General features: G+C 72.7%; 11 protein-coding genes and 1 pseudogene. 8 read left to right on the forward strand and 4 right to left on the reverse strand.

Annotation, left to right across the window (positions count from 1 at the left end; translation table 11 throughout):
* Nucleotides 1–76: 76 nt before the first annotated feature.
* The gene (locus HUT10_RS12805; RefSeq protein ID WP_176171408.1) at nucleotides 77–505 is read right to left on the reverse strand and encodes an OsmC family protein; all 429 of its coding nucleotides are present in this window, start codon (nucleotides 503–505) and stop codon (nucleotides 77–79) included.
* Nucleotides 506–670: 165 nt separating this feature from the next.
* Between HUT10_RS12805 and HUT10_RS12810 the strand changes: the two genes are divergently transcribed.
* Nucleotides 671–1,285 carry a TetR/AcrR family transcriptional regulator gene (locus HUT10_RS12810; protein ID WP_176177800.1) on the forward strand — a complete coding sequence of 205 codons (615 nt, stop codon included), beginning with the start codon at nucleotides 671–673 and terminating at the stop codon, nucleotides 1,283–1,285.
* A 73-nt stretch (nucleotides 1,286–1,358) separates the two neighbouring features.
* Here HUT10_RS12810 and rpsA read toward each other — a convergent pair whose 3' ends face one another.
* The gene (gene rpsA / locus HUT10_RS12815; protein ID WP_003098851.1) at nucleotides 1,359–2,858 is read right to left on the reverse strand and encodes a 30S ribosomal protein S1; all 1,500 of its coding nucleotides are present in this window, start codon (nucleotides 2,856–2,858) and stop codon (nucleotides 1,359–1,361) included.
* Nucleotides 2,859–3,169: 311 nt separating this feature from the next.
* Between rpsA and HUT10_RS12820 the strand changes: the two genes are divergently transcribed.
* From HUT10_RS12820 to HUT10_RS12845, 6 genes and pseudogenes are all read left to right on the forward strand, one after another.
* Nucleotides 3,170–4,021, forward strand: a complete 852-nt coding sequence (locus tag HUT10_RS12820; RefSeq protein ID WP_176171409.1) for a class I SAM-dependent methyltransferase — start codon at nucleotides 3,170–3,172, stop codon at nucleotides 4,019–4,021.
* Entirely contained in the window at nucleotides 4,018–4,935 is a 918-nt protein-coding gene (locus HUT10_RS12825; RefSeq protein WP_176171410.1) for a GNAT family N-acetyltransferase, read from the forward strand. The genes HUT10_RS12820 and HUT10_RS12825 overlap by 4 nt, the downstream gene beginning before the upstream one ends.
* A gap of 22 nt (nucleotides 4,936–4,957) precedes the next feature.
* A pseudogene (locus HUT10_RS12830) lies at nucleotides 4,958–5,877 on the forward strand (GNAT family N-acetyltransferase).
* A 179-nt stretch (nucleotides 5,878–6,056) separates the two neighbouring features.
* Nucleotides 6,057–6,755: an ABC transporter ATP-binding protein gene (locus tag HUT10_RS12835; protein WP_176171411.1), complete on the forward strand. Its 699-nt coding sequence runs from the start codon at nucleotides 6,057–6,059 to the stop codon at nucleotides 6,753–6,755.
* Nucleotides 6,752–8,650, forward strand: a complete 1,899-nt coding sequence (locus HUT10_RS12840) for a YhgE/Pip domain-containing protein (RefSeq protein ID WP_176171412.1) — start codon at nucleotides 6,752–6,754, stop codon at nucleotides 8,648–8,650. The genes HUT10_RS12835 and HUT10_RS12840 overlap by 4 nt, the downstream gene beginning before the upstream one ends.
* Nucleotides 8,647–9,219 (forward strand): TetR/AcrR family transcriptional regulator, encoded by a 573-nt coding sequence (locus tag HUT10_RS12845; protein ID WP_176171413.1) that lies wholly within the window; start codon nucleotides 8,647–8,649, stop codon nucleotides 9,217–9,219. Before HUT10_RS12840 ends, HUT10_RS12845 begins: the two co-directional genes overlap by 4 nt.
* Here HUT10_RS12845 and HUT10_RS12850 read toward each other — a convergent pair.
* Nucleotides 9,216–9,944 (reverse strand): helix-turn-helix domain-containing protein, encoded by a 729-nt coding sequence (locus tag HUT10_RS12850; protein ID WP_254896847.1) that lies wholly within the window; start codon nucleotides 9,942–9,944, stop codon nucleotides 9,216–9,218. The genes HUT10_RS12845 and HUT10_RS12850 overlap by 4 nt on opposite strands.
* A gap of 83 nt (nucleotides 9,945–10,027) precedes the next feature.
* On the opposite strand from HUT10_RS12850, the gene HUT10_RS12855 reads away from it, so the two are divergent.
* Nucleotides 10,028–10,939 (forward strand): NADP-dependent oxidoreductase, encoded by a 912-nt coding sequence (locus HUT10_RS12855; protein WP_176171415.1) that lies wholly within the window; start codon nucleotides 10,028–10,030, stop codon nucleotides 10,937–10,939.
* A gap of 9 nt (nucleotides 10,940–10,948) precedes the next feature.
* Here the strand turns inward: HUT10_RS12855 and HUT10_RS12860 are convergent, their stop codons facing one another.
* A complete protein-coding gene (locus HUT10_RS12860; RefSeq protein WP_176171416.1) occupies nucleotides 10,949–12,550 on the reverse strand; it encodes a serine protease in 1,602 nt (533 codons plus the stop codon).
* Nucleotides 12,551–12,552 lie beyond the last annotated feature (2 nt).

The following is a 12,552-nucleotide window of genomic DNA, read 5'->3' on the forward strand; positions in this document are numbered from 1 at the left end:
GCCGAAGGGGTCTTTGGAGATCCGGAGGTACTCACGACCGAAGTTTTGCCTGGTGAGAGCCATGTGTGCTAAGTTATCACTCCCAAGCTATCTCCGACGACAGCGTCCGGTGCACCGGGCACTTGTCGGCGATCAGCATGAGCTTGGCGCGCTGCTCGTCGTCGAGGTCGCCTTCGAGCTCGATCTCCCGGCTGATCCGGCTGAGCAGGCCGCGCCCGGTTTCGCACCGCGCGCAGTCTTCGGCGTGGATGCGGTCGTGCCGGAGGCGGATGGTCGCGCGGGTCAGCGGGATGCCCTTGCGGTCGGCGTACATCCGCAGCGTGATCGCGGTGCACGACCCCAGCGAGGCGAGCAGCAGCTCGTACGGGTTGGGGCCGGCGTCGGCACCGCCGACCGCGACCGGCTCGTCGACGAGCAGCGTGTGGCCCGCCGTGCGGACCTGCTGCGTGTAGGTGCCGTCGCCGGTCGCGGTGACGACGACCGTGCCGGGCGCGGGGTGATCCATCGGCCTGGAATCCTCTCGGGTTGCCGGGGACGGCCGATCCGGACATCCGGCGCATTCCCAAGACGCGCCGGATATCGTATCTTCTGCTGCGAGTGGGTCACCCGGACGCCGCCCCGCGCCCGGCTGCCGCAAAGGGGGTGTGCCGTGGCTACCAGGCACTTGCCGATGCGCCCGGCCGACCAGGGTGGCCGCGAGCGCTACCTCGACGCGGCGCTGTCGGTGCTCGTGGACCGCGGCGTCCCCGGCCTGACCGTGCGCGGGGTCGCCGAAGCCGCCGGCGCGTCGACGCTGTCGGTCTACGCCCGGTTCGGCGGGCGGGCCGGCCTGCTCGACGCCCTGTACGAGCGCACCTTCGACTCGCTGCACGAGCTGCTCGAGGGCCTGCCGCCGTCGAGCGAGGACGGCGTCGCGGACCTGCTGCACCTCGCGCTGGAGTACCGGCGCTTCGCCCGCGAGAGCCCGACCCGCTACGCGCTGATGTTCGAGCGCCCGGTGCCCGGGTTCGACCCGGACCCGGGCCTGCGGTCGGCGGTGCTGCGGACCACGTTCTCCCTCTTCATCGGCCGGGTCCAGCTGGTGTGCCCGCCGGGAGCGGACGCCCGCTCGGCGGCGTACCGGCTGTGGACGACCATCCACGGCCTCGTCGGCGCCGAACTGCTGATGGCCTCGCGGCGGCCGCTGCCGGACTGGTTCATCCCGCCGACCGAAGAGGCGCACGAGGCGATGTTCCGCGACGGCGTCACCGCGATGATGACCGGCCTCGGCCTGCGCAACCCCTGACCCCGGGCGACGAAGGAGCCCCCGGTCCACAGTGGACCGGGGGCTCCTTTCGTTCAGCTCGGTGAGCTAGTGCTCACGCACCACCGGAGAGCTTCTCGCGGAGCGCCGCGAGCTGCTCGTCGGAGGCGAGGGTGCCGCCGCTGCTCTTCGAGTCGGCCGGGGCCGAACCCGAGGTGTAGCTCTCCGCGCCACCCTCGATGCCGGTCGCCGCGTCCGCCGCCGCTTCGGCGTCGGCCTCGACGGCCTTCTGGACCTGCTTCATGTGGGCCTCGTAACGAGTGTGCGCCTCGGCGTACTGGCGCTCCCACTCCTCACGCTGCTTGTCGAAGCCTTCCTGCCACTCCTGGGTGTCCGGGTCGAAGCCTTCGGGGTAGATGTAGTTGCCCTCGGCGTCGTACTCGGCAGCCATGCCGTACTGGGTCGGGTCGAACTCGGTGTCCGGCGTGACACCCTCGTTCGCCTGCTTCAGCGACAGCGAGATGCGACGGCGCTCGAGGTCGATGTCGATGACCTTGACCATCACGTCGCCGTTGACCTGGACGACCTGCTCCGGGATCTCCACGTGGCGCTCGGCCAGCTCGGAGATGTGCACCAGGCCCTCGATGCCCTCCTCGACGCGCACGAACGCACCGAACGGGACGAGCTTGGTGACCTTGCCCGGCACGATCTGGCCGATCGCGTGGGTGCGGGCGAACTGGCGCCACGGGTCTTCCTGGGTCGCCTTCAGCGACAGCGAGACGCGCTCGCGGTCCATGTCGACGTCCAGGACCTCGACCGTGACCTCCTGGCCGACCTCGACGACCTCGGACGGGTGGTCGATGTGCTTCCAGGACAGCTCGGAGACGTGCACCAGGCCGTCGACGCCACCCAGGTCCACGAAGGCACCGAAGTTGACGATGGACGACACGACGCCCTTGCGGACCTGGCCCTTGGCGAGCGCGTTGAGGAACTCGCTGCGCACCTCGGACTGGGTCTGCTCCAGGTAGGCGCGGCGGGACAGGACCACGTTGTTGCGGTTCTTGTCCAGCTCGATGATCTTCGCCTCGAGCTCGCGGCCCACGTACGGCTGCAGGTCGCGGACGCGGCGCATTTCGACCAGGGACGCGGGGAGGAAGCCGCGCAGGCCGATGTCCAGGATGAGGCCGCCCTTGACGACCTCGATGACGGTGCCCTTGACGGGCTCGTCCTTCTCCTTGAGCTCCTCGATCGTGCCCCAGGCGCGCTCGTACTGCGCACGCTTCTTGGACAGGATCAGACGGCCTTCCTTGTCCTCCTTCTGGAGGACCAGGGCTTCGACCTCATCGCCGACGGTGACAACCTCAGCCGGGTCGACATCGTGCTTGATGGAGAGCTCACGCGAGGGGATGACACCCTCGGTCTTGTAGCCGATGTCGAGCAGGACCTCGTCGCGGTCGACCTTGACGATCGTGCCCTCGACGATGTCGCCATCGTTGAAGTACTTGATCGTCTTGTCGATCGCCGCGAGGAAGTCTTCCTCCGACCCGATGTCGTTGATGGCGACCTGCTGGGGCCCGGTGGGGGCGGTCGGGGCGGTGGCGGTGTCGGTGGTCATTAGGCGGGTTGCTCCGGTGGATGGGAATCGAGGGTTGGCAGTTGTCGGCGCGATGGGCGGCATACGACGACCCTGCAAGCAAACGTCCACCAGTGAACGACCGCGGCATGACCCCGCATACGGTGCGCGACCCGAGTCCCAACCAGAAGCTGAGCGGAAGGCAGCGCGAACCCACTGCGCTAACACTTATCCTACGCGGCAGCCGCTAGGCGGCACAATCAGGGTCCCCCTGGCTCGCTAAGGTCCTCGCGGAAGCAAACCGCACGCACCGAGATGCAGGTGGAGCAGCCACCGGGACCGGAGACACCATCATGCCACCGGAGCAGGCGCCCGCGCCGGGGCGCCACGACGCGGCCGAGCACCGCCTGGGCACCGCCGCGGTCGCCTACCGCGAGGTCGGCGGGGCGGAGGCCGCGGCCGCCAACCTCGCCTGGTGGGACGCCGACGCCGACGACTACCAGGCCGAGCACGGCGGGTTCCTCGGCGACGCCGACTTCGTCTGGTGCCCCGAGGGCGTCCGGGAGGCCGAGGCGCGGCTGCTCGGCGACGTCCGCGGCAAGCGCGTGCTGGAGGTCGGCTGCGGCCAGGCCGCCTGCGCGCGCTGGCTGGCCGCGGAGGGCGCCGACGCCGTGGCCACCGACCTCTCCGCCGGCATGCTCCGCCACGCCCGCGAGGGCAACGCCCGCACCGGCCTGGACGTCCCGCTCGTGCAGGCCAACGCCGAGCACCTGCCGCTGGCCTCGGGCAGCTTCGACGCGGCCTGCTCGGCCTTCGGCGCGATCCCGTTCGTCGCCTCGGTGGACGCGGTGTTCGCCGAGGTGCACCGGGTGCTGCGGCCGGGCGCGCCCTGGGTGTTCTCGGTCACCCACCCGATGCGGTGGATCTTCCCCGACGACCCCGGCCCGCAGGGGCTCACCGTCACCCAGCCGTACTTCGACCGCACGCCGTACGTCGAGGTCGACGACGAGGGCACCGCCACCTACGTCGAGTACCACCACACCCTCGGCGACTACGTGCGCGCGCTGGCCGGGGCCGGGTTCACCCTCACCGACCTGGTCGAGCCGGAGTGGCCGGCCGGGCACACGCGGGTGTGGGGCCAGTGGAGCCCGCTGCGCGGCAAGCTCTTCCCGGGCACCGCGATCTTCCGCACGCACCGCTCGTGAGCACGCTCGAAGAGCAGCAGAACGCCCGGTTCGCCGCGCTCGATCCCTTGCTGCCGCCGATCGCGGCGCCGCCGTCGCCGTCGAACGAGCCGCTGGTGGTGACGGTCGGCGGGCGCAAGGCGGGCGGGCTGCTGACGCACGTCGTGCACGCGCCGGGGTCCTGGCCGTCGCTGTGGGGCCCGGCGGAGATGCGGGACCTGACCGCCGTGCCGGGCGACACCGGCGCCGCGGGCCTGGCGGCGTTGCTGGGCGCGTGGCGCGAGCGGCTGCGCGGGACGCCGGCCGGCCCGGACTCGGCGTGTTCGCTGACCTGGCCGAGCCGGGACGCCGAAGCGTCCGCGGTGCTCCTGGCGCACGGCTTCGCGCCGATGACGTGCCTGGCCGTGCGCACCACCGAGGAGCCCGGCGACCCGGGGCCCGCGCGGGTGACCGTCCGCCGCGCCGGGGACGGCGACGTCGACGCGCTGACCGAGCTGCGGCTGGCCGAGTGGCGGTACACCTCGCTGGTCGGCACCGCCGTGCCGCGGCCGGGCGCGCGGGCGCTGCTGCGCGCGGAGGTCGTCCGCGCCCTGCGGTTCAGCGGGCTGGTCTGGCTCGCCGAGGAGGACGGCGGCGTGCCGGCCGGGCTGGCGTCGTGCGCGCTGGTCTCGGCCACGCCGGGCAACTCGGTCCACGGGAGGCTGCTGCCGGGCCGCTGGGGGTACGTCGACACGCTCTCGGTGGCGCCCGCGGCCCGCGGCGGCGGGGTCGGCCGGGCCTTGATGGCGGTGGGGCACCGCGAACTGCTCCGGCACGACGTGCGCGGGACGTTCCTGTTCTACCACCCGGCGAACCCGCTTTCGCCGGTGTTCTGGCACCGGCAGGGCTATCGTCCACTGTGGACCATGTGGCTCCGGCGCCCGGCCTGGTCCTGACCGCACCGACCGAGGGGGAACCATGGACATCGCCGAACCGCTGTTCGCGGCCCACCGCGCCCGTTTCGCCGCCGTCGACGCGCTGCTGCCCCCGGCGGCACCGCCGGCCGAAGGCGAGCGCCTGGACGCGGCGACGGCCGACGGCAGGCAGGTGACCGGGGTGCTGCAGCGGCAGCGGCTGGCCCCGGTGACGTGCCGATGCTGTGGTCGGCCGCCGACACCTGGCAGCTCTTCCCGTACGTCGGCGACACCGGAACCGAAGGCGTGGACCTGTTGCTGCGCGCGCTGCGGGCCCGGCTGTCGGCGGAAGCGCTCGACGACGACTCGGCGTGCGTGGTCGTCTGGCCGAGCCGGGACGCCGAGGCGATCCGCGCCTTCCTCGACCACGGCCTGGTGCCGCTGTCGGCGATCGGCGTCCGCACGGCTCCCCCGCCGGAGGCGGTACCGGGCGTGCTGGTGCGGCGGGCCGGGCCGGACGACTTCACCGCGGCCCTCGAGCTGGCGACGGCGACCTTCGACTACACCGGGCTCGTGGCGGCGCCGCGGCGGGACAACACGGCGGAGCTGCTGGCGCCGTCGCTACGGGAGGCCCTGGCCGCGGACGAGCCGGCGGTCTGGCTGGCCGAGGCGGACGGGGAGCTGCGGGGGGTCGCGCACTGCGCGTGGCTGGACGCGGAGCCGGGGAGCGAAGCGGGCGAGCTGCTGCCGTCGGGCCGGTGGGGGTACGTGAACAACGTGGTGACGGCCCCCGGCGAGCGCGGCGGCGGGATCGGGCGGGCGCTGATGGCGTACGTGCACCGGGAGCTGCACCGGGGCGGGGCGACCCGGACGTACCTGTACTACAACCCGACCAATCCGCTGTCTTCGGTGTTCTGGCACCGGCAGGGGTACCGGCCGCTGTGGACGACCTGGGAAGTGCGCCCGGCAGCGGCGCTGCGGTGAGGTGAGGGGCGCGGCCGGGCTGCGCCGCTGTCGCGGAAATGCGACAGTCTCCCCGCCGCACCCTGTCCGTGAGCCACTCACAAGTGTGACGTGCGTCCGGTGATCTTGCCGCACACTCCGGCCCGGACTAGCTTTTGAACTGACCGGTCAGTTCAAAAGTTCGCGAAGCAGGAGAAACCGTGCAGGTCCGAGCCGATCGGGTGTCCCTCGAAGGGCACCACGGCACCTTGTTGCCGCCGACGTCCCTCACCTTCGGCGAAGGCGACCTGGCGATCGTGCACGGCGAACCCGGCGTCGGCGTCACCGCGTTCGGCCTCGCGCTCGCCGGGCGCCTCAAGCCGTCCACCGGCACCGTGCACGCCGAGGGCGTCGATGCTCCGCTGACCGAGCTCGTCGCCGTCGTCGACGCCCCCGGCGTCAGCGAACCGGACGACGCGCTGCCGCTTCGGGTGGTCGCCGGCGAGGAACTCGCGCTGGCCCACCGGCCCGCCGGCAAGGAGGACGTCGCCCGGTGGCTGGCCGAGCACGATGCCGCGCCGTTCGCCGGTACCCGGTTCGAAAACCTCACGCCGGCGCTGCGCACGCGGCTGCTCACCGAGCTCGCCGCCGAGCGCAAGGGGGTGCGGGTGCTCGTCCTCGACACCCCGGACCGGCACACCAGCGACGTCGGCGGCTGGGCCGGGCTGGCGCGCGAGCAGGCCGAGCGCGGCCTGGCCGTCGTCGTGCTGACCGCCACCACCCCGGTGTCCGCACTGCCGTTCACCCCGGCGCGGCTCGGCGCGGCCGAACAGCCCGCGCCGCAGCACCACGCCCTCCCCGAACCTTCCCCCGAAAACACCGAAGAGCTCACCGAGAGCACTGACGGAGACCCCGAATGAACGCCTTCCGGATCGCGCGCAACGAGCTGCGCCGCCTCTCCACCGGCACCCTGCCGAAGCTCGCGCTGGTCGCGCTCGTGCTGGTCCCCCTGCTCTACGCGTCCTTCTACCTCTACGCGAACTACGACCCGTACGGCCGCCTCGACAAGCTGCCGGCCGCGGTCTTCACCAGCGACACCGGCGCGAAGGACGCGAGCGGCCAGCAGCGCAACGTGGGCCGCGAGGTGACCGACGAGCTCGTCAAGTCCGGCACCTTCCAGTGGCACGAAGTGTCCGAACAGGAAGCCCGCGACGGCGTCCGTGACGACAAGTACTCGTTCGCGATCGGCATCCCCAGTGGCTTCTCCGCCGCGCTGCTGTCGGTCGGCAACTTCCAGCCGCAGCAGGCGACGATCACGCTGACCACCAACGACGCCAACAACTACCTCTCCGGCACCATCGCCAAGCAGGTCGCCGAGCAGGTCCGCAAGACCATCGCGGAGAAGGTCGGCAGCGAGGCCGCGGACCGCTTCCTGGTCGGCTTCTCCACCATCTACGCCAAGATCCAGGAGGCGTCGAACGGCGCCGCGCAGCTCGCCGACGGCGCCACGCAGCTCAAGACGGGCCAGCAGAAGCTCGCCGACGGCGCGGCCAAGCTCGCGGACGGCTCGTCGACCCTGGCGACCGGCCTGGGCACGCTGAAGAGCGCCACCGCCGACCTGCCGTCCCAGACGCAGAAGCTCGCCAACGGCGCTTCGCAGGTCGCCGCAGGTGACCAGAAGGTCGCCGACGCCGCTTCGGTCGCCGCGACCGCGTCGTCCGACATCCAGGGCAAGCTCGACTCCTACCGCAGCCAGCTGCAGACCGACCTGCGCAACGCGGGTGTGCCGGACGCGCAGGTCCAGGACATCCTGGCCCGCGCCGACCAGCTGCGCTCCCCCGTCGACCAGGCGAACAGCAAGATCCAGCAGGCCAACGGCGACCTCGCGAAGCTGGCCGACGGCGCCCGCCAGGTGTCCGACGGCGCGGCCAAGCTCGCCGCCGCGTCCCCGCAGCTGGCGAGCGGCATCGCGCAGGCGTCCGACGGCGCGAACCAGCTGCGTGACGGCGCTTCGCAGCTCAGCGACGGCGAGAAGACCGCCGTCAACGGCACGAACCAGCTCGCCGACGGCTCGGTGAAGCTGCGTGACGGGCTCGCGGCCGGGCTCCAGCAGATCCCGAACCCGGACGACCCGACCCGCAACGCGACGGCCAACACGATCGCGGACCCGGTGGCGGTGAACGCCAACGGCGAGGCGTCGGCGGGGACGTACGGCGCCGGCCTCGCGCCGTTCTTCATCTCGCTCGCCACCTGGATCGGCGCGTTCGTGCTGTTCCTGATCCTGCGCCCGCTCTCGACGCGCGCGCTGACCGGGGGCGCGGCGCCGTTCCGGGTCGCCGTCGGCGGCTGGCTGTCCTCGGCGCTGCTGGGCATCGCGCAGGTCGTCGTCCTGTTCGGCGCGGTGACGTGGCTGGTCGGCATCCACATCGCCCACCCGCTGGAGGCGATCGGGTTCGCCGTGCTCGTGTCGCTGACGTTCACCTCCGTGGTGCACGCGCTCAACGCGTTCTTCGGCGCGGTCGGCAAGTTCCTCGGCCTGGTGCTGCTGGTGCTGCAGCTGGTCAGCGCGGGTGGCACGTTCCCGTGGCAGACGATCCCGGACGCGCTGTACCCGCTGCACGTGGTGCTGCCGATGGGTTACGCGATCGACGGCTTCCGCCACCTGTTCTACAGCGGCGCCTCGACCGGACGGCTGCTCGGCGACATCGGTGTGCTGCTGGCCTACCTGGTGGGCGGGATCCTCGTGTCCACTTTGGCCGCCCGCAAGCGTCGCGTTTGGACGGTGTCGGCGCTCAAGCCCGAGCTGAGCCTGTGAGCGGCGCGACGAAGCAGAAGCTCTTCGAGGCCACGTTGGAGCTCTCGAAGAGCCGGGGCCTGGTGGGCCTGACGGTCGACGACATCGCGGCGGCGGCCGGCGTCGCCAAGGGCACGGTGTACTACAACTTCGGCTCGAAGGACGGCCTGGTCGACGCGCTGCTGCGCTACGGCGTGGACATGCTGGCGAGCCGCCTGCGTGACGCGGTTTCGGACGCCGACCCGCTCGAGGTGATCGAGGCACAGGTCGACACGACGCTGGAGTTCATCGCGCGGTACCCGGGGTTCTCGCAGATCCTGGTGAGCGAGCTGTGGCGCACACCGGGCCAGTGGCACGGGACGCTGTCGCTGCTGCGCGAGGAGATCATCTCGATCGTCAAGCAGCAGCTGTCCCGGCTGGACGCCGAGGGCAGGCTGCCGGAGGGGGTGCAGATCCCCACGGCGGCGGCCGGGTTGTTCGGCACGATGCTGGTGGTGGCGCTGGACTGGCAGGTGTTCGGGCCGCAGCGGACGCGGGCCGAGGTGCGGGACGCGGTGATGGTCCTGATCCGCGGCCTGGGCCGCCGCTAGCCGGCGGCCCGCACGTTCGCGTTCGCCCGGTAGCGGCCGGGGGTCTGGCCGACCAGGCCGGTGAAGGCGTCGATGAAGCTGCTCGGGTTCGCCCAGCCCAGCCGCGTCGCCGTGGTGGTGACCGAGGTGCCGTCGCCGAGTTCGAGCAGGGACCGCTGGACGCGCAGCAGCGTGCGCCACTGGTGGAAGCTCATCGACAGCTCGCTGCCGAACAGCCGGCTGAGGGTGCGTTCGCCCGACCCGGTCCGGCGGCCCAGCTCGGCCAGCGTCGCCGGGCTCGCCGGATCGGCGTGCAGCAGGGCGGTGACGGCCTTGAGCCGCGGGTCAGCCGGTTCCGGGAGCCGCAACGGTTCCCGCTCGGCGCGGGCGAGCTCGGTGAGGACGACTTCGAGCAGCAGCCGGGCGCGCGGGCTGCCGTCCGGCTCGGTGTCCGTCGCCAGGTACGCCTCGCGCAGCAGCGGGCTGGCCACGAACACCGCGGGCTCGGCCGGCAGGCGCCCGGTGTCGGCCGCGGGAACGCCGAGCAGCCGGACGACGGTCGTGCCGTGCGCGCGGCTGCGGTGGACGTGGAACGGCGGCACCCAGGTGATCCGGTTCGCCGGCGCCACCCAGGTACCGGCACCGGTGGTGGTGACCAGCGCGCCCGCGGCGGCGTACCTCAGCTGGCCGAAGTCGTGGGAGTGCGGCGGGATGTCCTCGCCGTGGGCCAGAGGGTCGCAGGTCACGACGGCCAGCATAGGCGGGTTTCCGGCAAAACCTGGCGGGACACCGGTGGTACGCCGACGCGGCGGCGAGCATCGTTCGAGGCATGCGAATGATCACCCAGCACACGTTCGGCGGTCCCGAAGTCCTCACCGTGGTGGACGCGCCCGTCCCGTCGCCCCAGCCCACCGAAGTCCTCGTCCGGGTCTCGGCGATCGGGCTCAATCCCCTCGAACCGCGCCTGCGCGCCGGCGAGCACCCGTTGCTGGGGCAGCCGCCGTTCGTGCTGGGCTGGGACATCAGCGGCGTGGTCGAGACGGCGCACACGTGGCGCTTCCGGCCGGGCGACGAGGTGTTCGGGATGCCGCTGTTCCCCAGGATGGCGGGCGGGTACGCCGAGTTCGTCGCCGCACCGGCGTTGCACCTGGTCCACAAGCCGGCTTCGCTGTCCCACGTGGAGGCGGCGGCGCTGCCGATCGTCGGGTTGACGGCGTGGCAGGGACTGGTCGACATCGGCGGCGTGACCAAGGGCGACCGCGTGCTGATCCACGGCGGCGGTGGCGGAGTCGGCCACGTGGCGATCCAGCTCGCGAAGTCCCTGGGGGCGCACGTGATCACCACAGCGCGCGGGGACAAGCGGGAGTTCGCCGCGAGCTTGGGCGCGGACGAGGTGGTCGGCGAGGATTTCGCGGTCGGTGACGTCGATCTGGTGCTCGACACGCTCGGAGGCAAGGCGGCGTGGCGCTCGCTGGAGGTGCTGCGGCCCGGCGGCCACTTCGTCACGGCGGTCGCGGACGAGGACACGGAGCTGATCGCGAAGGTCGAGGCGGCCGGGCTGCGCTTCAGCGGGATCGGGGTCGACCCGGACCCGATCGCGCTGCGGGGGCTGGTTTCGCTGGTGGAGGCCGGGAAGCTACGGGTGCACGTGGCGGAGACGTTCCCGTTTGCGCGGATCGCCGACGCGCATCGGCGGCTCGAGCGCGGCGGCCTGCGGGGGAAGGTGGTGCTGACGGTCTGATCCCGCGGCTCAGCCGCGGTCCTCGATCCTCGCCCGGACCGCCGCCGCGTACGTGTCGACCGCCGTCGCTGCCGCCGTCAGCTCGCACGGGCCGTCGATCAGCAGTCTCTTCGCCGGGATGTACGCCTGCTCGATCTCCGGGTCGCCCACCAGACCGTGTTCGCGGGCCAGGTCCACGTCGCCCGCCAAGCGGGTTCGGAGTTCCTCGCGGCGGGCCACCAAGCCGTCGAGGACCGCTCTCTGGCGGCGGCCGTCCTCCACCGCCGGGGCCACCGCGTGCTCGTGGCTGTCGATGTGGCGCTCCACCCACTCCGCGTCGCCGTCCACTTCGGCCGAGCGGAGCTGCTTCAGCGCTCCGCGCAGCCTCTGCGCCCGGGCCGGCAGCATCGCGACGCCCGTGAAGCGCGTCGCCACCCTCAGCTGGTACGCCTCGATCTCCGCCAGCTCCGCCACCGCCTGGGTGAGCACCTCCAGGCGGCCCGCGAGGTCGTCCGGGGCCGGGCGGGCCTGGCCCGTGCTCGCGCGGACCGCCGCCACCCCGGGCGACGACTCCTCGCGGAAGCCGAGCAGCAGCCGCAGGCCCAGCTCGGCCGCGCGGCCGGCCAGCGGGGCCAGCACCTCGCCGACCAGGCGGTCGGGCTCGGCCGAGTCGTCGATCGCGTCCACCACCAGCGTGCGGCCCGCGACGCCGTTGGTGAGCCGGTCGGCGATGCGGTGGCGGACGGCGTCGGCCGTGCGGCCGGTCGCGTCGACCGCCAGGTCCACGCTGCCCGGCGGCGGCATCGCGCCGAACGACGGCGGCAGGCCGGGCACACCGAGGGAACGTTCCCGGTCGGCGAGCACGATGCCGAACCGCAGGGCCGCCGCGACCGGCGAGCCTGCCTCGCCGGTGTCGACCACCCAGACCGTGCCCGGCTCGGCCTTCGCGAACCAGTCGGCGACGCGCTGCACGAAGGAGACGTCGACCGCCTCGCCGACCGGGCGCGAGAAACTCGCGTCGACGGCCGGGCTGCCGGACGTCCAGATGCTCAGCTGGGGCAGGTGCCCGAGCATGGTCTCGACCGGCACCATCCAGGTGCCGGTGTCCTTGCCCACGACCATCCCGACGACGTGACCGGTCGCCTCGTCGAGCACCGCCGTGCCGCCGAAACCGGGGCCGAGCGGCTCGGCCTCGGCCGTGCGGAACAGCCGGACCCACTCGCCGCCGGTCTGCTCCGGGCCGCCGAGCCGGGCGTGCGTCCAGCGGCCGACCGAGCCCGGCGGGAAGCCGAACGCGCGGACGAGCTGGTGCTCCCCCAGCGGCATGCGGTGCAGCGGGGCGCGGAACACACGGGATTCGGGACGTTCCAGGCGCAGCAGCGCGAGATCGCCGTGCCCGCCGCCGTCGGAGGGCACCCAGCAGCCTTCGACGACGGTCGCGGCGCCGGGCATGGCTTCGGCCAGGCCGACGAAGTCGACGCTCAACGCGGCTCGCGGGCCGCCCGCGGTCTCGACGACGTGCGCGCTCGTGAGCACGTGGTACTCGTCCAGCACCGTGCCCGCTCCGCACACCCGGCCGAGTTCGTCGTGCAACCGGACCCGCCAGCGTCGTCGCTCACGCTCGAACCCCATTC

Source organism: Amycolatopsis sp. Hca4, assembly GCF_013364075.1.
GTDB lineage: Bacteria > Actinomycetota > Actinomycetes > Mycobacteriales > Pseudonocardiaceae > Amycolatopsis.